General features: G+C 41.6%; 21 protein-coding genes and 1 other annotated feature. Of the genes, 19 read left to right on the top strand and 2 right to left on the bottom strand.

What is annotated here, in order from left to right; all coding sequences use genetic code 11:
• Nucleotides 1-33 precede the first annotated feature (33 nt).
• The 19 genes from M1G01_RS03475 to M1G01_RS03385 all read left to right on the top strand — a co-directional run bounded on the left by M1G01_RS03475 (nt 34) and on the right by M1G01_RS03385 (nt 20,835).
• Nucleotides 34-1,182 carry a PDDEXK family nuclease gene (locus tag M1G01_RS03475; RefSeq protein WP_247931170.1) on the top strand — a complete coding sequence of 383 codons (1,149 nt, stop codon included), beginning with the start codon at nt 34-36 and terminating at the stop codon, nt 1,180-1,182.
• Between the two features lie 74 nt (nt 1,183-1,256).
• Nucleotides 1,257-2,213 (top strand): competence protein CoiA, encoded by a 957-nt coding sequence (locus M1G01_RS03470; RefSeq protein WP_247931169.1) that lies wholly within the window; start codon nt 1,257-1,259, stop codon nt 2,211-2,213.
• Between the two features lie 18 nt (nt 2,214-2,231).
• Nucleotides 2,232-4,034 (top strand): oligoendopeptidase F, encoded by a 1,803-nt coding sequence (gene pepF / locus M1G01_RS03465; protein WP_247931168.1) that lies wholly within the window; start codon nt 2,232-2,234, stop codon nt 4,032-4,034.
• A 1-nt stretch (nt 4,035) separates the two neighbouring features.
• Nucleotides 4,036-4,749 (top strand): O-methyltransferase, encoded by a 714-nt coding sequence (locus tag M1G01_RS03460; RefSeq protein ID WP_083312825.1) that lies wholly within the window; start codon nt 4,036-4,038, stop codon nt 4,747-4,749.
• 67 nt (nt 4,750-4,816) lie between these two features.
• Nucleotides 4,817-5,758, top strand: coding sequence for a peptidylprolyl isomerase PrsA (gene prsA, locus M1G01_RS03455; RefSeq protein ID WP_247931167.1), 942 nt, complete (start codon nt 4,817-4,819; stop codon nt 5,756-5,758).
• Between the two features lie 186 nt (nt 5,759-5,944).
• On the top strand, nt 5,945-7,168 hold the full coding sequence (gene ftsW / locus M1G01_RS03450) for a cell division peptidoglycan polymerase FtsW (RefSeq protein ID WP_247931166.1): 1,224 nt from the start codon (nt 5,945-5,947) through the stop codon (nt 7,166-7,168).
• Between the two features lie 23 nt (nt 7,169-7,191).
• The gene (ppc, locus tag M1G01_RS03445) at nt 7,192-9,888 is read left to right on the top strand and encodes a phosphoenolpyruvate carboxylase (RefSeq protein ID WP_247931165.1); all 2,697 of its coding nucleotides are present in this window, start codon (nt 7,192-7,194) and stop codon (nt 9,886-9,888) included.
• Between the two features lie 96 nt (nt 9,889-9,984).
• Nucleotides 9,985-10,201 (top strand) — a binding site (T-box leader).
• Between the two features lie 117 nt (nt 10,202-10,318).
• On the top strand, nt 10,319-11,314 hold the full coding sequence (gene trpX, locus M1G01_RS03440; protein WP_247931164.1) for a tryptophan ABC transporter substrate-binding protein: 996 nt from the start codon (nt 10,319-10,321) through the stop codon (nt 11,312-11,314).
• A 65-nt stretch (nt 11,315-11,379) separates the two neighbouring features.
• Entirely contained in the window at nt 11,380-12,246 is an 867-nt protein-coding gene (locus tag M1G01_RS03435) for an ABC transporter permease (protein ID WP_000637252.1), read from the top strand.
• Nucleotides 12,243-13,001, top strand: coding sequence for an ABC transporter ATP-binding protein (locus M1G01_RS03430; RefSeq protein WP_000125419.1), 759 nt, complete (start codon nt 12,243-12,245; stop codon nt 12,999-13,001). Before M1G01_RS03435 ends, M1G01_RS03430 begins: the two co-directional genes overlap by 4 nt.
• Nucleotides 13,002-13,197: 196 nt before the next feature.
• Nucleotides 13,198-14,958: a DNA primase gene (dnaG, locus tag M1G01_RS03425; protein WP_247931163.1), complete on the top strand. Its 1,761-nt coding sequence runs from the start codon at nt 13,198-13,200 to the stop codon at nt 14,956-14,958.
• A 2-nt stretch (nt 14,959-14,960) separates the two neighbouring features.
• Complete coding sequence (gene rpoD / locus M1G01_RS03420; RefSeq protein ID WP_000201890.1) at nt 14,961-16,070, top strand: RNA polymerase sigma factor RpoD; 1,110 nt, start codon at nt 14,961-14,963, stop codon at nt 16,068-16,070.
• A gap of 14 nt (nt 16,071-16,084) precedes the next feature.
• Nucleotides 16,085-16,414, top strand: coding sequence for a metal-sulfur cluster assembly factor (locus tag M1G01_RS03415; RefSeq protein WP_000331924.1), 330 nt, complete (start codon nt 16,085-16,087; stop codon nt 16,412-16,414).
• Between the two features lie 113 nt (nt 16,415-16,527).
• On the top strand, nt 16,528-17,571 hold the full coding sequence (locus tag M1G01_RS03410; protein WP_247931162.1) for a glycosyltransferase family 4 protein: 1,044 nt from the start codon (nt 16,528-16,530) through the stop codon (nt 17,569-17,571).
• Nucleotides 17,572-17,579: 8 nt separating this feature from the next.
• A complete protein-coding gene (locus M1G01_RS03405; protein ID WP_247931161.1) occupies nt 17,580-18,905 on the top strand; it encodes a glycosyltransferase family 4 protein in 1,326 nt (441 codons plus the stop codon).
• A gap of 20 nt (nt 18,906-18,925) precedes the next feature.
• Nucleotides 18,926-19,114: a PspC domain-containing protein gene (locus tag M1G01_RS03400; RefSeq protein WP_247931160.1), complete on the top strand. Its 189-nt coding sequence runs from the start codon at nt 18,926-18,928 to the stop codon at nt 19,112-19,114.
• A 30-nt stretch (nt 19,115-19,144) separates the two neighbouring features.
• Nucleotides 19,145-19,279, top strand: a complete 135-nt coding sequence (locus M1G01_RS03395) for a DUF4044 domain-containing protein (protein ID WP_000863851.1) — start codon at nt 19,145-19,147, stop codon at nt 19,277-19,279.
• Between the two features lie 71 nt (nt 19,280-19,350).
• On the top strand, nt 19,351-20,661 hold the full coding sequence (obgE, locus tag M1G01_RS03390; protein ID WP_084857333.1) for a GTPase ObgE: 1,311 nt from the start codon (nt 19,351-19,353) through the stop codon (nt 20,659-20,661).
• Nucleotides 20,662-20,670: 9 nt separating this feature from the next.
• Nucleotides 20,671-20,835 carry a hypothetical protein gene (locus M1G01_RS03385; protein WP_000502578.1) on the top strand — a complete coding sequence of 55 codons (165 nt, stop codon included), beginning with the start codon at nt 20,671-20,673 and terminating at the stop codon, nt 20,833-20,835.
• Nucleotides 20,836-20,870: 35 nt separating this feature from the next.
• Here M1G01_RS03385 and M1G01_RS03380 read toward each other — a convergent pair whose 3' ends face one another.
• Complete coding sequence (locus M1G01_RS03380; RefSeq protein ID WP_049477502.1) at nt 20,871-21,341, bottom strand: arginine repressor; 471 nt, start codon at nt 21,339-21,341, stop codon at nt 20,871-20,873.
• Nucleotides 21,342-21,861: 520 nt separating this feature from the next.
• Nucleotides 21,862-24,144 (bottom strand): Xaa-Pro dipeptidyl-peptidase, encoded by a 2,283-nt coding sequence (locus M1G01_RS03375; RefSeq protein WP_247931159.1) that lies wholly within the window; start codon nt 24,142-24,144, stop codon nt 21,862-21,864.
• Between the last annotated feature and the right edge of the window lie 72 nt (nt 24,145-24,216).

The raw sequence follows: 24,216 nt of genomic DNA, 5'->3' as shown, positions 1-24,216 counted from the left end.
GCGCAAGAAAGTCTTTATGATGGAGGTGGTCGAATGACGAGTCTTTTGGTGGAGCTGTATGATCGGCATGTATTGGAAAAGAATGTCTACCAAGCCTTTATCAGTGATTGTGACGAGATTCTTTTTCTATCTTTGACGAAAATAAGCAATGAAGAGAAGCTCTCTCTCCGTCAGTTTATCATGGAAGAGGTACCTCATATTCAACGAGTGACCTTTCGTCAGTTATCCTTAGAACAACTAGCAGACCAGTTAGATTATTGTCTAGCAGGCTATGACCAAGTCCTTCTCGATGTTTTTGGTGGGGATTCGCTACTAGTCTTATCTCTCTATCAATACGGCTTGGATCGGCAGCTCCCCATCGTTGCCATGGATGTCGAGCAGAGAAAACAATACAAGTGGGTAGCCGGTCAGTTAGAAAAAGAAGACATGGACATTCCAACCCTAAGCATCCAACAGTTGATAGCCTTGCGTGGTGGAAAAATGCTCAAATCAAAACGCCCTATCCACTCAGCTCAGCAAATTGCAGCCATCAAAAAGCTAGCCAGCTCTGCCATTGCCAATCCTGCCCACTGGTATCAAGTGACCCAATTTTTCTCTCTAGCTAAGACCAATGACCTGCATGCTGAGACAGAAAAGATACTGGAAAACAATGGCAGGTATTATCACTATCCAGAATCCCTCATCCCTTTACTTGTGGAAGCAGGGATGCTTTGTATTGAAAGCGAGGACAAGAAACGAGTAGCATACAGCTTTCCAAGTCAAGAAGCTCAAGTCTTTTGCCGCAATAAGGGACATATTTTAGAGGTATATCTCTATCTCTTGGCGCTTGAATCTCAGCTGTTTGATGAGTGCATGATAGGAGGTGAGATTGATTGGAATGGCATCTTTCCAGAGGCGGATAATGTCCAAAATGAGATTGATGTCATTCTGAGAAAGGGACGGTCGATTACCTTTATCTCTTGCAAGATGACAGATTTATCAGTCGAAGCCATCAACGAACTAGAAGTCTACGCCAATCATTTTGCTGGGGAGAGTTGCCTCAAGTTAATTGTCTGTACGGGGAAAATCAATCCTGCTTATGCCAATCGCTGCCAGGAATACGGCGTGCTGGTCATTAGAAGTGAGCAGATTCCCAATCTCATTCCCATGTTGAAAAAATACTCTAAGAGGTTTAAAAGGTAGAAAAGTAATATGAAAGGCTGGAATTCCAGTCTTTTTTAGTTTTTTTTCGAATAAATGAGAAAAGGAGGTAGACCATGTTTGTAGCCAGAGATGCCAAGGGAAAATTGGTGAATGCCCTCGAAAAAGATGTGACCAAGCAAGCTTATACTTGTCCAGCCTGTGGAGGCGGACTACGATTACGCCAAGGACAGAGTATTCGAACGCACTTTGCCCATGAAAGGTTAAGAGATTGTATGGCTATTTTCGAGAATGAAAGTCCAGAACACTTGGGAAATAAAGAGGCCCTTTATCATTGGGTCAAGAAGGACAATCAAGTCGCCTTAGAATATAGTCTGCCCGAGATTCAGCAGATAGCAGATGTTCTCGTCAATGAGAAACTAGCTCTGGAGGTTCAGTGCAGTCCCTTGTCTCAAAAGCTTTTAGGCGATAGAAGTCAAGGATACCGCAGCCAGGGCTATCAGGTTATCTGGCTACTGGGAGAAAAACTCTGGTTAAAAGAGCGATTAACACAATTGCAAAGGGGATTTCTCTACTTTAGTCAAAATATGGGTTTCTTTGTTTGGGAACTGGATCTCAAAAGGAAAATTTTGAGACTCAAATATCTTCTGCATCAGGATCTACGTGGCAAGCTTCATTTTCAGGTCAAGGAATTTCCCTATGGCCAAGGAAATCTCTTGGAAATTCTACGATTTCCTTATCAAAAACAAAAACTGCCTCGTTTTGCAGTCGTGCAAGATTCCACTATCTGTCACTACATTCGCCAACAGTTGTACTACCAAACGCCTTACTGGATGAAAAAACAGGAGGAAGCTTATCATCGAGGAGACAATCTATTAAACCTTCAACTAGACGACTGGTATCCCCAGGTCAGACCGATAGAATCGGGTGATTTTTTGCAGATTGAAACGGATCTGACTAGCTATTATAGAAATTTTCAGGCTTACTATCAAAAAAATCCGAAAAATAATCGCCAAAAGCTCTATCCACCAGCCTTTTATCACTTATATTTCTCAAAAAATGTGGTAAAATAGAAAGGATGGAGGAATCTTATGGTATTACAACGACATGAAATAAATGAAAAAGATACATGGGATCTTTCAACAATCTACCCAACAGACCAGGCTTGGGAAGAAGCCTTGAAAGATTTAACTGAAAAAGTACAAACAGCATCTCAGTATGAGGGACATCTCTTAGACAGCGCAGACAGTTTGCTTGAGAACACAGAATTTTCACTTGATTTGGAACGCCAAGTTGAAAAGCTTTATGTCTATGCACATATGAAAAATGACCAGGACACGCGTGAATCCAAGTATCAAGAGTACTATGCTAAGGCAATGACCCTATACAGTCAGTTAGAACAAGCCTTTTCATTCTATGAACCTGAGTTTATGGAGATTAGCGAAGAGCAGTATGCGGCCTTCCTAGAAGCTCAACCAAAACTCCAAGTTTACAAGCACTTTTTTGACAAGCTCTTGCAAAAGAAAGACCATGTTCTTTCGCAACGTGAGGAAGAATTACTTGCTGGAGCAGGAGAAATCTTTGGTTCTGCTAGTGAAACCTTCGCTATTTTGGACAATGCGGATATTAGCTTCCCATACGTGCTTGATGACGAAGGCAATGAAGTGCAACTCTCACACGGTACTTACATCCGTTTGATGGAGTCTAAAAACCGTGAAGTGCGTCGTGGTGCCTATGAAGCCCTTTATGCGATATACGAGCAATTTCAACACACTTATGCTAAGACTTTGCAGACAAATGTTAAGGTGCAAAACTACCGAGCAAAAGTTCGCAACTATAAGAGTGCTCGCCATGCAGCCCTCGCAGCAAACTTTGTTCCAGAAAGTGTCTATGACAATCTAGTAGCAGCAGTTCGCAAGCATTTGCCACTCTTGCATCGTTACCTTAACCTTCGTTCTAAAATCTTGGGGATTTCAGATCTCAAGATGTACGATGTCTACACACCGCTATCTTCAGTAGAATACAGCTTTACTTATGAGGAAGCCTTGAAAAAGGCAGAAGAAGCTTTGGCGGTTTTAGGTGACGACTACTTGAGCCGTGTTAAACGTGCCTTCAGTGAGCGTTGGATTGATGTCTATGAAAACCAAGGCAAGCGTTCTGGTGCCTACTCTGGTGGTTCTTACGATACCAATGCCTTTATGCTTCTCAACTGGCAGGACAATCTAGATAATCTCTTTACCCTTGTCCATGAAACAGGTCACAGTATGCACTCTAGCTATACTCGTGAAACCCAACCTTATGTTTACGGAGATTATTCTATCTTCTTGGCTGAGATTGCCTCAACGACTAACGAAAATATCTTGACAGAGAAATTGTTGGAAGAAGTGGAAGACGATGCAACTCGCTTTGCTATTCTCAATAACTTCCTAGATGGTTTCCGTGGAACAGTTTTCCGTCAAACTCAATTCGCTGAGTTTGAACATGCTATCCACCAAGCAGACCAAAATGGAGAAGTCTTGACAAGTGATTTCCTCAATAAACTCTACGCTGACTTGAACCAAGAGTACTACGGACTCAGCAAGGAAGACAATCCTCAGATCCAATACGAGTGGGCGCGCATTCCACACTTCTACTATAACTACTATGTTTATCAGTATTCAACAGGTTTTGCAGCTGCTTCAGCCTTGGCTGAAAAGATTGTCCATGGTAGTCCAGAAGATCGTGACCGCTATATCGACTATCTCAAAGCAGGTAAGTCAGACTATCCGCTCAATGTCATGAGAAAAGCGGGCGTCGATATGGAGAAGGAAGACTACCTCAACGATGCCTTTGCAGTCTTTGAACGCCGTTTGAATGAGTTTGAAGCCCTTGTTGAAAAATTGGGACTAGCTTAAGATGGTAGAGTCTTACAGTAAAAATGCCAATCACAATATGCGACGTCCCGTCGTCAAGGAAGAAATCGTAGAACTCATGCGCCAGCGTCAAAAGCAGGTGACAGGTTCCTTGAAAGAATTGGAGACCTTCGCTCGCAAGGAAAATATTCCCATCATTCCCCATGAAACGGTCGCGTATTTTCGATTTCTCATGGAGACCATACAGCCCAAGAACATTTTGGAAATTGGGACAGCTATTGGCTTTTCTGCCCTCTTGATGGCAGAACATGCGCCAGATGCAAAGATTACAACCATTGACCGTAATCCTGAGATGATCGGTTTTGCCAAGGAGAACTTTGCCAAGTTTGACAGTCGTAAGCAAATCACTCTTTTAGAGGGAGATGCAGTAGATGTTTTATCTACTCTGACAGAAACTTATGACTTTGTCTTTATGGATTCGGCCAAGTCCAAGTATATCGTCTTTCTGCCTGAAATCCTTAAACATTTGGAAGTCGGTGGAGTAGTGGTCTTGGATGATATTTTTCAAGGAGGAGATGTTGCCAAGGACATCATGGAAGTCCGCCGAGGTCAACGAACCATTTACCGTGGTTTGCAAAGACTTTTCGATGCAACTTTGGACAATCCAGGTCTAACAGCAACTCTAGTTCCGCTTGGAGACGGCATTCTCATGCTACGAAAGAATCTAGCAGAAGTAGAGCTTCCTGAGAGTGAATGATTTTCAGAAAAATTTAAGAAATTATAGTAAAATAGATAAGGTAACACTTACCGTAAAAGGAGTAAACATGAAGAAAAAACTTATGGCAGGAGCCATCACACTTTTATCAGTAGCAACACTTGCAGCTTGTTCAAACAGTTCTGAAGGAAAAGATTTGATCAGCATGAAGGGCGATGTGATTACAGAGCATCAATTCTTTGAAGAAGTAAAGAACAATCCAACCGCACAACAAGTCTTGCTAAATATGACCATCCAAAAAGTATTCGAACAACAATATGGATCAGAGGTAACGGATAAAGATGTGGATGACGCCGTTGCTGAAGAACAAAAGAAATACGGTGATAGCTACAACAGCGTGCTTCAACGTGCAGGTATGACACCTGAGACTCGTAAAGCTCAAATCCGTACTAGCAAATTGGTTGAATTAGCAGTTAAGAAGGTTGCTGAGAGCGAATTGACAGACGAAGCCTACCAAAAGGCTTTTGAAGCGTACACACCAGATGTAACTGCTCAAATCATCCGTATGGACAATGAAGACAAGGCAAAAGAAGTGCTTGAAAAAGCCAAAGCAGAAGGAGCGGATTTTGCCCAGCTTGCTAAAGAATACTCTAACGACGATAAAACAAAAGAAAATGGTGGCGAAATCACTTTTGACTCTGCTTCTACAGAACTTCCAGAACAAGTCAAAAAAGCAGCCTTTGCCTTAGATGTGAATGGTATTTCTGATGTGATTACAGCTACTGGAACACAAGCATACAGCAATCAGTTCTACATCATCAAAGTAACGAAGAAAACAGAAAAATCTTCTAATATAGAGGATTATAAAGAAAAATTGAAGACCATCATCTTGACTCAAAAACAAAATGATTCAGCCTTTGTTCAAGGAGTAATTGGTAAAGAATTGCAAGCTGCTAATATCAAGGTCAAAGACCAAGCCTTCCAAAACATCTTCACCCAATACATCGGTGGTGGTGACTCAAGCTCAAGCACTAGTTCTTCATCTAACTAAGAACTTAAAATACAAATCTCAAGAGAGGTTTGTATTTTTTGCTTGAAACTAGAAAATGAGTAAAATTCGAAGGATTAAAGGATAAGAGTTTTTTTCTTTCTGAAAAAGTGGTATAATAGCAATCAAAACTAGAAAATAAAACGGAATTGGGAACAGAAGCGTCTGTTCCTATTAGAGTGGTGAAATATGAAAATTAGTAAAAGGCACCTACTAAACTATTCCATTTTGATTCCTTACTTCCTTTTATCGATTTTGGGGCTGATTGTGGTTTATTCGACAACGAGTGCAACCTTGATTGAGGAAGGGAAAAGTGCCTTTCAATTGGTGCGAAACCAGGGGATCTTCTGGATAGCTAGTTTGATTCTGATTGCCTTAATCTATAAATTAAAATTAGGATTCTTAAGAAATGGTCGTCTCATCTTTATCGTAATGATTGTGGAGATGGTTCTTTTAGCTCTGGCTCGACTGGTCGGAACACCTGTCAATGGAGCATACGGATGGATCTCTGTAGGACCTGTAACGATTCAGCCTGCGGAATACCTTAAGATTATCATCATCTGGTACCTGGCACATCGATTTTCAAAACAACAAGATGAGATTGCGGTTTATGACTTCCAGGTTTTGACACAGAATCAGTGGCTGCCTCGAGCTTTTAACGACTGGCGTTTTGTTCTGCTGGTTCTGATTGGAAGTTTGGGAATTTTCCCAGATTTGGGAAATGCGACCATCTTGGTCTTAGTAGCGCTCATCATGTATACCGTTAGTGGGATCGCCTATCGTTGGTTCTCGACCATTCTAGCACTCTTGGCAGGGAGTTCAATGTTAGTCTTGTCTGTCATTCGCTTTGTTGGGGTTGAAAAGTTCTCTCAAATACCGGTATTTGGTTACGTTGCGAAACGTTTTAGTGCCTTCTTTAATCCCTTTAATGACTTGGCGGGTGCAGGACACCAGCTCGCAAATTCCTACTATGCAATGGTAAATGGAGGCTGGTTCGGCCTGGGACTGGGGAATTCTATTGAGAAGCGTGGTTATCTGCCAGAAGCCCATACGGATTTTGTCTTTTCGATTGTCATCGAAGAGTTTGGATTCGTTGGAGCCAGTATGATTTTGGCTCTGGTCTTCTTCTTGATTTTGAGAATTATCTTAGTCGGAATTCGAGCTAAAGATCCTTTTAATTCTATGGTTGCTATCGGTGTCGGAGGGATGATACTTGTGCAGGTCTTTGTCAATATCGGTGGGATTTCAGGGTTGATTCCTTCTACAGGGGTAACCTTCCCCTTCCTTTCACAAGGTGGAAATAGTCTCCTAGTCTTATCCGTAGCCATAGCTCTTGTTTTAAACATCGATGCCAGTGAAAAACGTGCCAAACTTATCAGAGAATACGAGAATCAAACCGATGAAAGTCTGTAAGGATTGTATGGAAAGGAAAGTATATGTCTCTTCAAAAATTAGAAAACTATAGTAATAAAGCAGTCGTCCAAGAAGAAGTCTTGATTCTGACGGAGCTATTAGAAGATATCACAAAAAATATGCTGGCGCCAGAAACCTTTGAAAAGATTATCCAGTTGAAGGAATTATCAACTAGCGAGAATTATCAAGGGCTAAATGACCTAGTGACCAGTCTTTCGAATGAAGAAATGATTTACATTTCTCGCTATTTCTCAATCCTTCCACTCTTGATCAATATCTCTGAGGATGTGGATTTGGCTTATGAGATCAATCACCAAAATAATATTGACCAAGACTATCTAGGGAAATTATCTACAACCATTAAAATGGTGGCTGAAAAAGAAAATGCAGCTACCATTTTGGAGCAGCTGAATGTTGTGCCTGTTCTGACTGCCCATCCGACTCAGGTTCAACGTAAGAGTATGTTGGATTTGACCAATCACATCCATACTCTTTTGCGTAAGTACCGTGATGTCAAACTAGGCTTGATTAACAAAGAAAAATGGCACACGGATCTCCGTCGTTATATTGAGATTATCATGCAAACGGACATGATTCGCGAGAAGAAATTGAAGGTAACCAACGAAATCACCAACGTGATGGAGTACTACCAAAGTTCTTTCCTGAATGCTGTTCCACGTTTAACGGCTGAGTATAAGAAACTAGCTAAAGAACAAGGTATCGAGCTCCAACATCCAAAACCGATTACTATGGGGATGTGGATCGGAGGAGACCGTGATGGAAATCCTTTCGTAACTGCTGAAACCCTCAACAAATCAGCCTTGACTCAGTGCGAAGTCATCATGAACTACTATGATGAAAAGATTTATAATCTTTATCGTGAATTTTCACTGTCAACCAGCATTGTGAATGTCAGCGACAAGGTCCGTGAGATGGCGCTGAAGTCACAGGATAACTCCATTTACCGTGAAAAAGAACTCTATCGTCGTGCCCTCTTTGACATCCAAGCTAAGATGCAGGCAACCAAGGCTTATTTGATTGAAGACAAGGACCTTCAGCCTAGATATGCCACTGCAGATGAATTTTATCAAGATTTGTTGGCCATTCGCGACTCTCTATTAGAGAACAAAGGGGAATACCTGATTTCAGGAGAATTTGTCGAGTTGATGCAAGCTGTCGAAATCTTTGGTTTCTACCTTGCTTCTATTGATATGCGCCAAGACTCTAGTGTTCATGAAGCTTGTGTGGCTGAATTGCTAGCATCTGCTGGCATCAACGACCACTATAGCGATCTGTCTGAAGATGAAAAATGCGCCCTCCTATTAAAAGAGTTGGAAGAAGACCCTCGTATCCTCTCAGCAACTCATGCTGAAAAGTCAGAACTTCTTGAGAAGGAACTGTCTATCTTTAAAGCTGCGCGCAAGTTGAAGGATAAACTGGGTGAAAACGTTATTCGTCAAACCATTATCTCACATGCGACAAGTGTATCCGATATGCTAGAACTAGCAATCATGCTCAAGGAGGTAGGATTGGTGGATGCCCAAAAAGCCCGCGTTCAGATTGTTCCCCTCTTTGAAACGATCGAGGACTTGGATCACTCAGAAGAAACCATGAGAAGATATTTCTCACTTCCTTTGGCTAAAAAATGGATTGCTTCAAAAGACAACTATCAAGAAATCATGCTTGGCTACTCCGATAGTAACAAAGACGGTGGTTACCTGTCATCGTGTTGGACCCTCTATAAGGCGCAACAACAATTAACTGCTATTGGGGATGAATTTGGCGTTAAGGTTACTTTCTTCCATGGTCGTGGTGGTACTGTGGGTCGTGGTGGTGGACCAACTTATGAAGCCATCACATCTCAACCACTCAAGTCTATTAAGGACCGTATCCGTTTGACTGAGCAAGGAGAAGTGATTGGAAACAAATACGGAAACAAAGACGCTGCCTATTATAACCTTGAAATGCTAGTTTCTGCAGCCATTAACCGTATGATTACCAAGAAGAAGAGTGATACCAACACATCAAACCGTTACGAAGCGATTATGGACCAAGTAGTGGATCGCAGCTACGATATCTACCGTGATTTGGTCTTTGGAAATGAACATTTCTATGACTATTTCTTTGAATCAAGCCCAATCAAGGCTATTTCAAGCTTTAATATCGGTTCGCGTCCAGCCGCTCGTAAGACCATTACAGAAATCGGTGGTTTGCGTGCCATTCCTTGGGTCTTCTCATGGTCACAAAGCCGTGTTATGTTCCCTGGATGGTATGGAGTGGGATCAAGCTTTAAAGAGTTTATTGATCAAGATCCAAAGAATATCGAGTTTCTTCGAGACATGTACCAAAACTGGCCTTTCTTCCAATCTTTGCTTTCTAATGTAGACATGGTCTTGTCTAAGTCTAATATGAACATTGCTTTTGAATATGCCAAGCTCTGTGAAGACGAAGAAGTACAAGCTATCTACTACACTATTTTAGATGAATGGCAATTGACTAAGGATGTTATTTTAGCTATCGAAGGCTATGACGAACTCTTAGCAGAAAACTCTTATCTAAAAGACAGTCTAAACTATCGTATGCCTTACTTTAATATCCTCAACTACATCCAGTTGGAGTTGATTAAACGTCAACGTCGTGGTGAATTGTCAGCTGACGAAGAAAAACTGATTCATACAACCATTAACGGAATTGCAACTGGTTTGCGTAATTCAGGCTGATATTCTACAAACTTCCTCTTTTTTAAAGGGGAAGTTTTTGAATTGTTTTAAAAATTCTAAAAATAAGCTTGACAAGTAGTTGAAAAATGATATAATTTAAACATTCAGAAAGTAATCATTGAAGTTTTTTAGAGAGTCTGTGGTTGGTGAAAGCAGATAGATGAAATTGATGAAAATTGGGCTGAATGTTATAAAGAATTTGAAATCATAAAAATTCGGTGAGCACACCTTACAGTGCAACTCGTGAATGCGAGAAAGAGCGATAGGGATAGTCCCTATAATTGAGGTGGCACCGCGCATCGACGTCCTCACACAAGTTTTTTGTGTGAGGACTTTTTCTATTAGGAGGATGATGATGGAATTTAAACGATGGCATCGCTTGATGATGTGATTTAAAAAGTTAAGATAAAAGAATTAAGGAGAAAGAAAAATGAAAAATAAACGTTTGATTGGAATTATCGCTGGATTAGCAGTATTGGTAGTGGCTAGCTTGATTTATTCATCAATGAACAAGCCAGCAGCTAAGGAAGAGCAAAAGGTCGCTAAGGTTGGTGTTCTTCAGTTTGTTAGTCACCCATCCTTGGACTTGATTTACCAAGGAATTCAAGATGGACTTGCTGAAGAAGGCTATAAGGACGACCAAGTAAAAATCGACTTTATGAACTCTGAAGGTGATCAGAGCAAGGTTGCAACCATGAGTAAACAATTGGTAGCAAATGGAAATGACGTTGTTGTTGGGATTGCAACACCAGCTGCTCAAGGACTTGCTAGTGCTACAAAAGACCTACCTGTTATCATGGCTGCTATTACAGACCCAATCGGTGCTAACTTGGTCAAAGATTTGAAAAAACCAGGTGGCAACATCACAGGGGTGTCAGATCATAACCCAGCAGAACAGCAAGTGGAATTGATTAAAACTTTGACACCAAATGTCAAAACAATCGGAGCTCTTTACTCAAGTAGCGAAGATAACTCAAAAACACAGGTAGAAGAATTCAAGGCTTATGCTGAAAAAGCAGGTTTGACAGTCGAAACCTTTGCCGTTCCTTCCACTAACGAAATTGCTTCAACAGTCAATGTTATGACAAGCAAGGTCGATGCGATTTGGGTTCCAATTGACAACACCATCGCATCCGCATTCTCAACAGTTGTTTCAAGCAACCAAACAGCTAAAAAGCCAATCTACCCAAGTGCTACTGCCATGGTAGAAGCAGGTGGATTAGCATCTGTAGTAGTTGACCAACACGATCTTGGAGTGGCTACTGGTAAGATGATTGCCAAAGTTTTGAAAGGTGAAAAACCAGCTGATACGCCAGTTAATGTCTTTTCAACTGGTAAGTCGGTTATCAACAAAAAACTAGCACAAGAACTTGGTATCACCATTCCTGAGTCTGTTCTAAAAGAAGCAGGACAAGTGATTGAATAAAGATAAAGGAGGAGTTGGGGACATCTCCTCCCATTTTTACTAAAGAAAGAGATGAGTGAAAGATTATGATAGTATCCATTATTTCTCAGGGGATGGTCTGGGCGATTTTAGGTTTGGGAATCTTTATGACTTTTCGAATTTTGAATTTCCCAGATATGACTACTGAGGGTTCTTTTCCTCTTGGGGGAGCAGTAGCTGTAACCTTGATAACGCAGGGAGTCAATCCATTTTTAGCGACATTGGCTGCGGTAGGAGCAGGCTGTCTAGCTGGAATGGCAACAGGTCTCTTATATACCAAAGGAAAAATCCCAACCCTCTTATCAGGAATTTTAGTAATGACTTCCTGCCATTCCATCATGCTCATGATCATGGGACGTGCCAATCTGGGGCTTCTTGGAACTAAACAAATCCAGGATGTCTTACCTTTTGATTCAGACCTTAACCAACTCCTGACTGGATTTATCTTTGTTGCTCTTGTTATTGGCCTTATGCTCTTTTTCCTAGATACCAAACTAGGTCAGGCATACATCGCTACAGGTGACAATCCTGATATGGCTCGTAGCTTTGGTATCAATACAGGACGTATGGAACTCATGGGCTTGGTTCTCTCAAATGGGATTATCGCCCTTGCAGGGGCCTTAATTGCTCAACAAGAAGGATACGCAGATGTTTCACGAGGAATCGGGGTGATTGTTGTAGGGCTTGCTAGCTTGATTATTGGTGAGGTATTGTTCAAGAGTTTGACCTTGGCAGAGCGACTCATGACCATCGTTGTAGGCTCTATCGCTTATCAGTTCCTCGTTTGGGGAGTGATTGCTCTTGGGTTTAATACAAGTTATCTTCGTTTGTACAGCGCCTTGATTTTGGCAGTTTGCCTCATGATTCCAACCTTCAAAAGCAAATACCTGAAAGGAGTCAAGTTTAGCAAATGACAGCAATTGTAGAATTAAAAAATGCTACCAAGGTCATCACAAATGGCTTTGATGAGGAAAAAATCATTCTGAATGATGTTTCTCTTGAAATTTTCGAACATGATTTCATTACCATCCTAGGGGGAAATGGAGCTGGGAAGTCAACGCTTTTTAACACTATTGCAGGTACCTTACCTTTAACAAGTGGAAGTATCCGTATCATGGGCGAGGATGTGACGCATTTTTCACCTGAAAAGCGGGCTAAATACCTGTCTCGTGTCTTTCAGGATCCTAAGATGGGTACGGCTCCTCGTATGACAGTGGCGGAAAATCTCTTGATTGCCAAGTTTCGTGGTGAGAAGAGAGGACTCCTTCCTAGGAGACTTTCAAGCCATAGGGAAGAGTTTCAGGCTACCATTGAAAAAGTGGGAAATGGTCTTGAAAAACACCTGGACACTCCTATTGAATTTCTATCAGGTGGACAACGTCAGGCCTTGAGTCTCTTGATGGCAACCTTGAAGCGACCAGAGTTGCTCTTGTTGGATGAACACACGGCTGCCCTTGACCCAAAAACAAGTGTGGCCTTGATGGAATTAACAGATGACTTTGTTAGCAAGGATCATCTGACAGCCTTGATGATTACCCACCATATGGAAGATGCACTGAAGTATGGAAATCGTCTGATTGTCATGAAGGAGGGGCGTATCATCCAAGACCTCAATAAAGAGGAAAAAGCTAAGATGAAGATCTCGGACTACTATCAATTATTTGAATAGATGGGCCTGTATTTCATCAAAAAATAGTGAAGATTAACTTAGAAACATGGAAGTGTTTCTGAGTTTTTTATCTCCTCTTTCTATCTAGAAAAATAAGGCAAAGAGAATTACGGAAAGCGTATGAAATGGTTTACTTTTTTTCAGAAATAAGCTATACTAGTTTACGTGAAACTATGATAAGATGGAGGTATTGTGTATGGTTGACAAGCAAGTCATTGAAGAAATCAAAAACAATGCCAACATTGTGGAAGTCATAGGTGATGTGATTTCTTTACAGAAGGCTGGACGGAACTATTTAGGGCTCTGTCCTTTTCATGGTGAAAAGACCCCCTCTTTCAACGTTGTGGAAGACAAGCAGTTTTATCACTGTTTTGGATGTGGGCGTTCAGGAGATGTCTTTAAGTTTATCGAAGAATACCAAGGCGTGTCTTTCATGGAAGCCGTTCAGCTCTTAGGAGAGCGTGTCGGTATTCAACTAGCTATGCCTGTTCAGTCTCGTCCCCAACAAGCTTCCCCTCATCAAGCTCTATATGATATGCATGAAGAAGCTGCCCGTTTTTACCATGCCATCCTCATGACGACTAAGATGGGAGAAGAAGCAAGGGCTTATCTCTACAAACGCGGATTGACAGATGATGTTCTGAAGCACTTCCAGATTGGACTGGCTCCAGCAGAGAGAACCTATCTCTATCAACGTTTGGCTGACAAGTTTGAGGAAAAGGATTTATTGGATTCGGGATTGTTTTACCTGTCAGATGGCAATCAGTTTTATGATACCTTTTTCGGACGGATCATCTTTCCATTGACCAATGACAAGGGGCAGGTTATTGCCTTTTCAGGTCGTATTTGGCAAGAAACTGATACTCAGACTGCTAAGTATAAAAATAGTCGTTCGACTGCAATTTTTAACAAGAGTTACGAATTGTATCATTTGGACAAGGCAAAAAAGGGAACAGGTAAGATTACAGAGCTCTACCTGATGGAAGGCTTTATGGATGTGATTGCGGCCTACCGTGCTGGTATAGAAAATGCTGTGGCTTCCATGGGGACAGCTCTGAGCAAGGAGCATGTTGATCATCTCAAACGTTTTACCAAAAAGATAGTTCTCAGCTATGATGGCGACAAGGCAGGGCAGGCAGCAACAGCCAAGGCTCTGGAGGAGTTAAAAGACTTTTCAGTGGAGGTTGTTCGAGTACCTGATGCTATGGACCCAGATGAGTATCTACAAAAGAATTCTGCTGAAGACCTGGCTTACCTTTTAACCAAGACTCGGATTAGTCCTATAGAGTTCTATATTCACCAGCTCAAGCCAGAAAATAGTGATAACTTGCAGGCGCAAATCGAGTTCCTTGAAAAGATTGCTCCCTTAATTGCCAAAGAAAAGTCTATCACCGCCCAGAATTCTTATATCCACATTCTGGCGGATAATCTACCTTCTTTTGATTACCAGCAGGTGGAGCAGATTGTAAATGAAAGTCGAATTGTTCAGAGGCAGGAAAGAGTCAAAGAGGAGCAACCTCCGGTAGCGATTAGTTTACCTGTAACGCGACAATTGACAGCAGTCATGAGAGCAGAGGCTCATCTCCTCTATAGAATGGCTGAGAATCCAGTTGTGTTAAATGACTACCGATTAAGAGAAGATTTTTTCTTTGATACCCCAGAATTTCAGATTCTTTACGAATTATTAAGTGCAGAGGGAGAAATCGGATCAGAGGAGCTTTCTCATCAGACGCCTGAGGTTGAAAATGCTTGGTACCACGTGCTTAGCTTGGATTTGCCAGCTGAGATGTCGCCTCAAGAGCTAATGGAAGTCGAAGCGACTCGAAACCGTGCTCTCCTCAGCAAGGACAACTTACGAATTAAAAAGAAAGTGCAGGAAGCTAGTCATGTAGGAGATACGGACACAGCCTTGGAAGAATTGCAACGATTGATTTCCCAAAAGAGAAGAATGGAGTAATAATGGCAACAAAACAAAAAGAAGTAACGACATTTGATGTGCAAGTAGCAGACTTTATCCGTAACCACAAAAAAACAGGAACAGCGACAGATGACGAAATCAATTCAAGTCTGGTTATTCCGTTTGCCCTTGATGCAGACGGCATTGAAGACCTTTTGCAACGGATTCAGGATGCTGGAATTTCTATCACAGATAACGAAGGAAATCCAAGCGCGCGTGTTCTTAGTGCAGAAGAAGAGCCAGAACTCAGTGATGAGGACTTGATTGGCTCAACTTCTGCCAAGGTCAATGACCCAGTCCGTATGTATTTGAAGGAAATCGGGGTCGTTCCTCTCTTGACCAACGAAGAGGAAAAAGAATTGGCCCTAGCAGTTGAGGCTGGTGATATCGAAGCCAAACAACGTCTTGCAGAAGCCAACCTTCGTTTGGTGGTTTCGATTGCTAAGCGCTACGTAGGACGTGGTATGCAATTTCTTGACTTGATCCAAGAAGGCAACATGGGCTTGATGAAGGCAGTGGATAAGTTTGACTACTCTAAAGGATTTAAGTTCTCAACCTATGCAACTTGGTGGATTCGTCAGGCAATCACTCGTGCCATCGCTGACCAGGCCCGCACTATTCGTATCCCTGTCCACATGGTTGAAACCATCAACAAGCTTGTCCGTGAACAGCGTAATCTCCTTCAAGAATTGGGGCAAGATCCAACTCCTGAACAAATCGCTGAGCGTATGGATATGACACCTGACAAGGTCCGTGAAATCCTAAAAATCGCCCAAGAACCTGTATCACTTGAAACACCGATTGGAGAAGAGGACGATAGCCATCTTGGGGACTTTATCGAAGACGAAGTGATTGAAAATCCAGTAGACTACACAACTCGCATCGTTTTGCGCGAGCAGTTGGATGAGGTTTTGGATACTCTCACAGACCGTGAAGAAAACGTCTTGCGCTTGCGTTTCGGTTTGGACGATGGGAAAATGCGCACTCTTGAAGATGTTGGTAAAGTCTTTAACGTGACTCGTGAGCGTATCCGTCAGATCGAGGCCAAGGCTTTGAGAAAATTGCGTCAACCAAGTCGCAGCAAACCCCTTCGTGATTTTATTGAAGACTAGGAGTGAGGAATAACATGGCTTATACAGAAGAGCAAATCGAAAATATCAAAACACGCATTTTAAACGCCTTGGAAGAAGTCATTGACCCTGAGTTGGGGATTGATATTGTCAACCTAGGTTTAATTTATGAAATTCGTTTTGATGGTGAAACAGGTCACACTGAAATTGATATGACCTTGACAACTATGGGTTGCCCACTGGCTGACCTTTTGACAGACCAGATACATGATGCGATGACAGATGTGCCTGAGGTAACTAATACCGAAGTTAAATTGGTCTGGTATCCAGCTTGGACAGTTGAAAAAATGAGCCGATACGCGCGTATCGCCCTAGGAATTAAATAAAGACTAAGAAAAATGCGAGAGACGATTGGAAAATAGGGTAATTTTATCCTTTTTCCTTTGGTCTCTTCTTTCTTTTGCTGATTTTCTGGAAATAAAATGGTATAATGGAAGGTATGGAAAACGAAAAATTGCGTATTAATATGCTGAGTTCAAGTGAAAAAGTAGCTGGTCAAGGAGTGTCAGGAGCTTATCGAGAATTGGTTAGTCTCCTTCACCGTGATGCCAAAGACCAGTTGATTGTTACAGAGAATCTTCCTGTAGAAGCGGATGTAACTCACTTTCATACCATTGATTTCCCCTATTATTTATCCACTTTCCAAAAGAAACGCTCTGGGAGAAAAATAGGCTATGTGCATTTTTTGCCTGATACGCTTGAGGGGAGTTTGAAGATTCCATTTTTCCTAAAAGGAATTGTCAAACGCTATGTTTTTTCCTTTTACAACCGAATGGAACACTTGGTGGTGGTCAATCCCATGTTTATCGAGGATTTAGTGGCTGCTGGTATTCCGCGTGAAAAAGTAACTTATATTCCAAACTTTGTAAATAAAGAAAAATGGCATCCATTACCAACTGAACAGGTTGCACAACTCCGGAAGGAAATGGATCTTGCGGAAGATCAGTTTGTCGTAATCGGTGCGGGTCAGGTTCAGAAACGTAAAGGAATTGATGATTTTATCCGTCTTGCTGAGGAATTGCCAGAAATTACCTTTATCTGGGCAGGTGGTTTTTCATTTGGTGGGATGACAGATGGTTATGAACGCTACAAGAAGATAATGGACAATCCACCTGAAAATCTTATTTTCCCTGGGATTGTGTCACCGGAACGGATGCGGGAACTTTACGCTATGGCGGATCTATTCTTGCTACCAAGTTACAATGAATTATTCCCTATGACTATCTTAGAGGCCGCTAGTTGCGAGGCTCCTATTATGTTAAGAGATTTAGATCTGTATAAGGTTATTCTTGATGGGAATTATCGTGCTACAAGTGATGTTTCCGAGATGAGAGAAGCAATCCTAGAATACAAGAATGACCCTGAAGCCTTAAAGGACTTGAAAGAAAAAGCTCGCGAGATCTCCAAAGAGTACTCTGAGGAGAATTTGTTGGAAATCTGGTTAAAATTTTATCGAGAACAAGCTGCTTTGGGCAAAAAGTGAGGTAATTTATGCGAATTGGTTTATTTACAGATACTTATTTCCCTCAGGTTTCCGGGGTCGCGACTAGTATTCGGACTTTGAAAACTGAGCTTGAGAAGCAAGGGCATGCAGTTTTTATCTTTACAACGACTGATAAAGACGTGAACCGCTACGAGGATTGGCAAATTATTCGCATTCCGAGTGTCCCTTTCTTTGCGTTTAAGGATCGACGATTTGCCTACCGAGGTTTTACAAAGGCGCTTGAAATTGCCAAGCAGTATCAACTCGATATCATTCATACCCAGACAGAATTTTCTCTTGGTTTGTTAGGGATTTGGATTGCGAGAGAATTGAAAATTCCAGTTATTCATACCTACCATACCCAGTATGAAGACTATGTGCATTACATTGCTAAGGGCATGCTAATTCGTCCGAGTATGGTAAAATATTTGGTGCGAGGCTTCCTTCATGATGTAGATGGCGTGATTTGCCCTAGTGAGATTGTTCGTGACCTTTTATCGAAATACAAAGTCAAGGTTGAAAAACGTGTTATCCCAACTGGAATTGAGCTGGCTAAGTTTGAACGACCTGAGATCAAAGAGGAAAACTTACTAGAGCTTCGCTCGAAGTTAGGTATTCAGGAAGGCGAGAAAATGCTACTGAGCCTTTCGCGTATCTCCTTTGAGAAGAATATCCAAGCAGTCTTAGCTGCCTTTGCACAGGTTTTGAAAGAAGAAGACAAGGTGAAGTTGGTTGTTGCTGGAGACGGACCTTATCTGGACAGTCTGAAAGAACAAGCAGGGAAATTAAACATACAAAAACATGTGATTTTTACAGGTATGATTGCTCCCAGTGAGACAGCCTTGTACTATAAAGCAGCTGATTTCTTTATTTCAGCATCTACGAGTGAAACTCAGGGTTTAACCTATCTAGAAAGTCTAGCTAGTGGAACGCCTGTTATTGCTCATGGCAATCCCTATCTTGAAAATCTGATCAATGATAGAATGTTTGGGACCCTCTACTATGGAGAACGAGAGCTTGCAGGAGCTATCCTTGAAGCTTTGATCGCTACTCCTGATATGTCTGAACAAAAGTTAGCGGATAAGTTGTACGAGATTTCGGCTGAAAATTTTGGGAAACGAGTTCATGAGTTTTACCTTGATGCCATTATCTCAAATAACTTTGAACATGAGTTACATGATGGACAACCTGTCACTCAACGCTTCTTAAAAACGATTCTCTATCTACCTCAACAGGCTGTTACAAGCCCAGTAAAAGAATCCAAGCGTATTTTAAGAGCGTCTCGAAAACAATTGTCTAGCATCAGAGATTATTGGAGAGACGAATTCAAATAATAGAATAAGAGGAAGAAAAAATGAAAAAATTAATGAGAAGTGGCAAAGATCAGAAAATTGGAGGCGTTTGCGCAGGAGTGGCCCACTATTTTGATATTGATCCGACGATTGTCCGTGTGATTTGGGGAGTTCTAGCCTTTTGTTATGGAGCAGGGGTTCTTGCTTACTTGATTTTGTGGGCAATTGCACCAGTTTCAACAGACTATTAATTTAGAATTATAAAGTGAAAAGGAGAAGTTATGGCTTTTGGAGATAATGGAAAACGTAAAAAAACATTGTTTGAGAAAGTGACACTTGTTGTCGTGCTCATCATGTTGTTTGTAACCCTTGCTGGTATCTTTGCAACTGCGCTTGGAGCTTTTAGCAGATTCTAAGCAAGCTGCGAGAATAGAAACAATAACTAATGACTGGGTTCTCCCCAGCCTTTTTAAAGTGAGAAGAAAATATGAGTATGTTTTTAGATACAGCCAAGATCAAGGTCAAGGCTGGTAATGGTGGCGATGGCATGGTTGCCTTTCGTCGTGAAAAATATGTCCCTAATGGCGGTCCGTGGGGTGGTGATGGTGGACGTGGAGGTAACGTTGTTTTCGTGGTAGACGAAGGCTTACGTACCTTGATGGATTTCCGCTATAACCGTCATTTCAAGGCTGATTCCGGTGAAAAAGGGATGACCAAAGGAATGCATGGACGTGGTGCAGAAGATCTTCGTGTTCGCGTACCACAGGGGACTACTGTACGTGATGCGGAAACAGGAAAAGTCATTACAGACTTGATTGAACATGGTCAGGAATTTATCGTGGCTCATGGCGGTCGAGGTGGTCGTGGAAATATCCGTTTTGCCACTCCCAAAAATCCTGCACCTGAAATCTCTGAGAATGGAGAACCGGGGCAAGAACGTGAGTTGCAACTGGAATTGAAAATCTTAGCAGATGTTGGTCTAGTCGGTTTCCCATCTGTCGGCAAGTCAACTTTGCTTAGTGTCATCACTTCAGCTAAGCCAAAAATCGGTGCTTACCACTTTACGACGATTGTCCCTAATTTGGGTATGGTTCGTACACAGTCAGGTGAATCTTTTGCAGTAGCTGACCTTCCAGGTTTGATTGAAGGGGCTAGTCAAGGTGTTGGTCTTGGAACCCAGTTTCTACGTCATATCGAACGCACTCGAGTTATCCTCCATGTCATCGATATGTCAGCTAGCGAAGGACGTGATCCTTATGAGGATTACCTTGCTATTAATAAGGAATTAGAATCCTATAACCTTCGTCTCATGGAACGTCCACAGATTATCGTAGCCAACAAGATGGATATGCCTGAAAGTCAGGAAAATCTTAAAACTTTCAAGGAAAAGTTGGCAGCAAACTACGACGAGTTTGAGGAACTTCCAGCCATCTTCCCAATTTCTGGTCTGACCAAGCAAGGCTTGGCGACTCTTTTGGACGCGACAGCTGAATTGTTAGACAAGACTCCAGAATTCCCGATTTATGATGAATCCGATATGGAAGAAGAAGTTTACTATGGCTTTGACGAGGAAGAAAAGGCCTTTGAGATTAGCCGTGATGATGATGCGACATGGGTACTTTCTGGTGATAAACTTATGAAACTCTTTAACATGACCAACTTTGACCGTGACGAATCAGTCATGAAGTTTGCCCGTCAGCTTCGTGGTATGGGGGTTGACGAAGCCCTTCGTGCGCGTGGAGCCAAAGATGGCGATTTGGTCCGCATCGGTAAATTTGAGTTTGAATTTGTAGACTAGGAGATTGATATGGGAGATAAACCAATATCATTCCGAGATGCAGATGGAAATTTTGTTTCTGCAGCAGATGTGTGGAATGAAAAGAAACTAGAAGAATTGTTTAATCGTCTCAATCCTAAACGTGCTCTTCGATTGGCGCGTACAAAGAAAGAAGAAACACAGTCAAAGAAATAAAAAGTTCCCGTGATCTTTTGATCACGGGATTTGTTTTATTCACTAAAGAAAAATGGTGGCGCATATTTTTTAAGACTCTCAAAACAAGCCTGCGCTTTTGTAGCATCTTCACAGATAATCATGCAGACATCGTCTCCACAAAGAGTTGCAACGACATCTGGAAAGGCCAAGGAATCAATTACAGATCCAAATGACTGGGCTAAACCGGGTAAAGTTTTCAAAATAACTTGGTGTTGCACCGGACGCAACATAACAAGAGCATCTTCCATATAATTTTCAAGACGTTTTTCCCACTTGGAGATAGATCCTGTATTTAGCACATAGTAAGAATTATCCTCTTCGCGCACTTTTGAAAGGTTCATAGTTTTGATATCGCGTGATAAGGTAGCCTGAGTAACTTGGATATCATTTTCCGCTAATAAGGCTTGTAATTCAGCTTGCGTATGGATTTTGTTTTTTGAAACGAGGGCGCGGATAAGTTGGTGTCTGTGTTCTGATTTGTTCATAAAGTAAGTACTCCTTTTAAAAGGTACAGTAAGCGTGGACTGAACGAAAACGTCAGTCGGGTGGTAGGCGGTATTGTCACGTATGATGATTTTAAAGTCAGTAGGATAAAGAACTAGATGGAGAGATTCTCCTTCTTTTAACTTTTCACTAGTTGGGTGCAGATAAACTGGGTAGCGATTCGTTCATCTACATTGATGTTCTTTAATGACAGTGAATCATTCAATTTGGGTAGCTTTTTGTCACGGCGTTTTGTGAATTTACTCTAAATGTAATTCACAGAGATTTCCAACATGTGGTGTAGTAGCGTATATGATAAATGGTTACACATGTTGCTTAGGGGGAGTATCTTTTGTCCAAGTTCCGTCTAGGGGCTTCTAAAATGCTTTCAGATGAACTGAATTTGATACAAAGTTTATGTTTGATTCGACTGTTCAAGTGGAAAACTTTGGTTATAGGAAGTTCAATGGTCAAATTCATTGACTTTTCCTTTGAATCCTTCCATATTGAAAGTCTGGTAGATTATACCTTTTGACAAGGTAGGATAAGACTAGACTGTGCTAAATCAACAGTCAACTGATAGTCTGTATTGTCTCGAATTGTAATCTCAAAGTCTGTGGTGTAGAGAACCAAACGGAGAGTATCTCCTTTTTTAAGTTTGTAGATAGTTGGTTGAAGCTCTAGCTTGAAGTCCATCCATTCATTTGGTTGGATTTCTTCAATCGTCAAGAGATTGGTTCGATTTTGAAGATTAAGGTAGCCTTTGGTGATGACACGTTGGGCACTTGGGTTGAATGGCAGTTCACAGAGATTTTCTAACATGTGGTAACGGCCATTATCAATGGTTCTAGCACTTAAAACCGCTGGATAAGGCTGCAGATATTTCTTTTGTCCAAGTTCTAGCAGTTGGGCTGATAATAAGCCCTTGTTTGTACTTGATTTGACACGAAGTTTTAGCTCTACTCGCCCATTTAAGTGAATGTCTTGACTTACTGGAAGGTCAATGGTGATCTGATTAGCTTTTCCTTGGTAAAGTTCGGTGTTGAAGGTCTGGTAAGTCTTGCCATAACGATCAAAATCTTTTTGATCATAATGGTTTTGAATCACTTTTTCCTCATTACCAAGAGAGAAGGTATGCAGTTCATCCTGTTTGCCAAAGTTATCAAGACCTTGCCATTTTTGCGGTGCGATATTGTCCTGCCAAATGACAGTCGGAAGTTGGTAGCTTGAGTCAAGTCCTAACAATTTCATACTTAACAAGGCATTCATGGACTCGCGGAAGTCGATCGACTGCCAGTTATTCATATAAACATGGGCACCATGATGGAAAAAGAGGTGCTTATTGATATGGCTAGGAAGGGCATGAAACATCTGGTAAACATGAAGAGGTTTGACGTTCCAATCCTGGGAACCATGCGTAAAGACGACCTCAGCTTGAACCTTGTGAGCATTGAGCAGATAGTTGCGGTCATGCCAAAACTGATTGTAGTCACCAGTCTTGCGATCGAGTTTCTCTTTAACCTTTTCTAAGTCTGCTTGATAAGCTTCATTGCCACGAATATAGTCACCAGCTTGGAGGTTGCGAGAGTAGGTCAATTCAGCAAGTGAGTCAAAATCCTCACCTGGATAGCCCCCTGGGCTGGTCACTAGACCATTTTCCCGATAGTAGTTGTACCAAGAGGAAATACCTGCTTCAGCGATGATGACTTCTAAGCCATCAACACCAGTGGTGGCGAGACCATTGGACATGGTACCTAGATAGGAAATACCTGTTGTTGCGACTTTGCCGTTTGACCAGTCAGCCTTGATTTGGCGCTTGCGCGTGTGGTCCGTGAAAGCACGACAACGACCATTGAGCCAATCAATGACATTTTTATAGGCCTCAATCTGCTGGTAGTTACCATTAGTCATGAGTCCTTGAGAATCTTTGGTTCCAACACCCGATACATAGAGATTGGCAAATCCACGTGGGAGGAAGTAGTCATTGAGTGTGTATGAGCTATTGATATGAGATAGCTTTTCTTCAGCTTCTAAGACGACTTCTGCTTGACCATGAGGTTCGACTAAATTCAGCTTAGGTTCCTCAAGTTCAATGATGTGGGGCGGTTTGACCTCAAGCTCTCCTTCCATTTTGTAGAGAGCTTTGTCACTGGCTTTATCGTTGGTCCCTTGGTGATAAGGGCTGGCAGTCATGACTGAAGGAATCTGTCCATCATAACGCGGGCGAATAATGCTGACCTTGACTAAGTCAGGGAGACCGTCGTTATCAGTATCCACACGACTCTCGACATACACGACTTCACGAATGACATCATGAGTAGTGAAGGTTGCCAAGCTCTTACCGTTAAAGTAGTGGTAGTGATTATCTTCTGAAATGAGTCCATCACTAACAAGCTGATCGATGAGCGTATTTCCTTTTTTCGTTCGAGTGTTGAGCAGATGGTAGAGATTTTCAATCAAATCTCCATAAACAATAGGAAAACCAGTTTCTTTACGAAACTGTTCGGCATCCTCAAAGTCAACAAGATAGCTAAATCCTAAAAGTTGAAAAACTACTGTGTAGAAAATCTCCGCAGTTAACTCACGGTCCGACTGGAAAAAGGTTACTAAATCTGTTTCTTTATCCGCAGCTAAAGTAGACAAGGCATAATCCGTGTTAGAATAAGTGAAAAAACTCCAACGAATGAAGTCTTCAAACTGTCTTTTTAAGGACAGTTGGGGTGACAGCTTTAGACCAAGACCTTCTAATTCCTCAAATCGTTGAGAACTAGTGGTTGGTTGGTAGCTGAATTGATTAAAACGCATGTTTCTCTCCTTTGAAATCAACTAAATTTATTATATCAAAAAAGAGGGAAAAATGGAATAAATAAACTTAAA

Source organism: Streptococcus oralis, from assembly GCF_023110055.1.
GTDB lineage: Bacteria > Bacillota > Bacilli > Lactobacillales > Streptococcaceae > Streptococcus > Streptococcus oralis_BY.
The sequence above is the reverse complement of the archived record's forward strand: the minus strand, read 5'-3'. Positions and strand labels throughout refer to the sequence as shown.

Coding starts and splice junctions, on each gene's coding strand:
- pepF (WP_247931168.1), top strand. CDS start 2,232: ATGGTATTACAACGACATGAAATAAATGAAAAAGATACATGGGATCTT.
- M1G01_RS03400 (WP_247931160.1), top strand. CDS start 18,926: ATGAAAAAATTAATGAGAAGTGGCAAAGATCAGAAAATTGGAGGCGTT.
- M1G01_RS03435 (WP_000637252.1), top strand. CDS start 11,380: ATGATAGTATCCATTATTTCTCAGGGGATGGTCTGGGCGATTTTAGGT.
- M1G01_RS03475 (WP_247931170.1), top strand. CDS start 34: ATGACGAGTCTTTTGGTGGAGCTGTATGATCGGCATGTATTGGAAAAG.
- M1G01_RS03460 (WP_083312825.1), top strand. CDS start 4,036: ATGGTAGAGTCTTACAGTAAAAATGCCAATCACAATATGCGACGTCCC.
- M1G01_RS03410 (WP_247931162.1), top strand. CDS start 16,528: ATGGAAAACGAAAAATTGCGTATTAATATGCTGAGTTCAAGTGAAAAA.
- obgE (WP_084857333.1), top strand. CDS start 19,351: ATGAGTATGTTTTTAGATACAGCCAAGATCAAGGTCAAGGCTGGTAAT.
- M1G01_RS03395 (WP_000863851.1), top strand. CDS start 19,145: ATGGCTTTTGGAGATAATGGAAAACGTAAAAAAACATTGTTTGAGAAA.
- M1G01_RS03380 (WP_049477502.1), bottom strand. CDS start 21,341: ATGAACAAATCAGAACACAGACACCAACTTATCCGCGCCCTCGTTTCA.
- M1G01_RS03375 (WP_247931159.1), bottom strand. CDS start 24,144: ATGCGTTTTAATCAATTCAGCTACCAACCAACCACTAGTTCTCAACGA.
- ftsW (WP_247931166.1), top strand. CDS start 5,945: ATGAAAATTAGTAAAAGGCACCTACTAAACTATTCCATTTTGATTCCT.
- rpoD (WP_000201890.1), top strand. CDS start 14,961: ATGGCAACAAAACAAAAAGAAGTAACGACATTTGATGTGCAAGTAGCA.
- prsA (WP_247931167.1), top strand. CDS start 4,817: ATGAAGAAAAAACTTATGGCAGGAGCCATCACACTTTTATCAGTAGCA.
- M1G01_RS03385 (WP_000502578.1), top strand. CDS start 20,671: ATGGGAGATAAACCAATATCATTCCGAGATGCAGATGGAAATTTTGTT.
- M1G01_RS03405 (WP_247931161.1), top strand. CDS start 17,580: ATGCGAATTGGTTTATTTACAGATACTTATTTCCCTCAGGTTTCCGGG.
- M1G01_RS03415 (WP_000331924.1), top strand. CDS start 16,085: ATGGCTTATACAGAAGAGCAAATCGAAAATATCAAAACACGCATTTTA.
- trpX (WP_247931164.1), top strand. CDS start 10,319: ATGAAAAATAAACGTTTGATTGGAATTATCGCTGGATTAGCAGTATTG.
- M1G01_RS03430 (WP_000125419.1), top strand. CDS start 12,243: ATGACAGCAATTGTAGAATTAAAAAATGCTACCAAGGTCATCACAAAT.
- ppc (WP_247931165.1), top strand. CDS start 7,192: ATGTCTCTTCAAAAATTAGAAAACTATAGTAATAAAGCAGTCGTCCAA.
- M1G01_RS03470 (WP_247931169.1), top strand. CDS start 1,257: ATGTTTGTAGCCAGAGATGCCAAGGGAAAATTGGTGAATGCCCTCGAA.
- dnaG (WP_247931163.1), top strand. CDS start 13,198: ATGGTTGACAAGCAAGTCATTGAAGAAATCAAAAACAATGCCAACATT.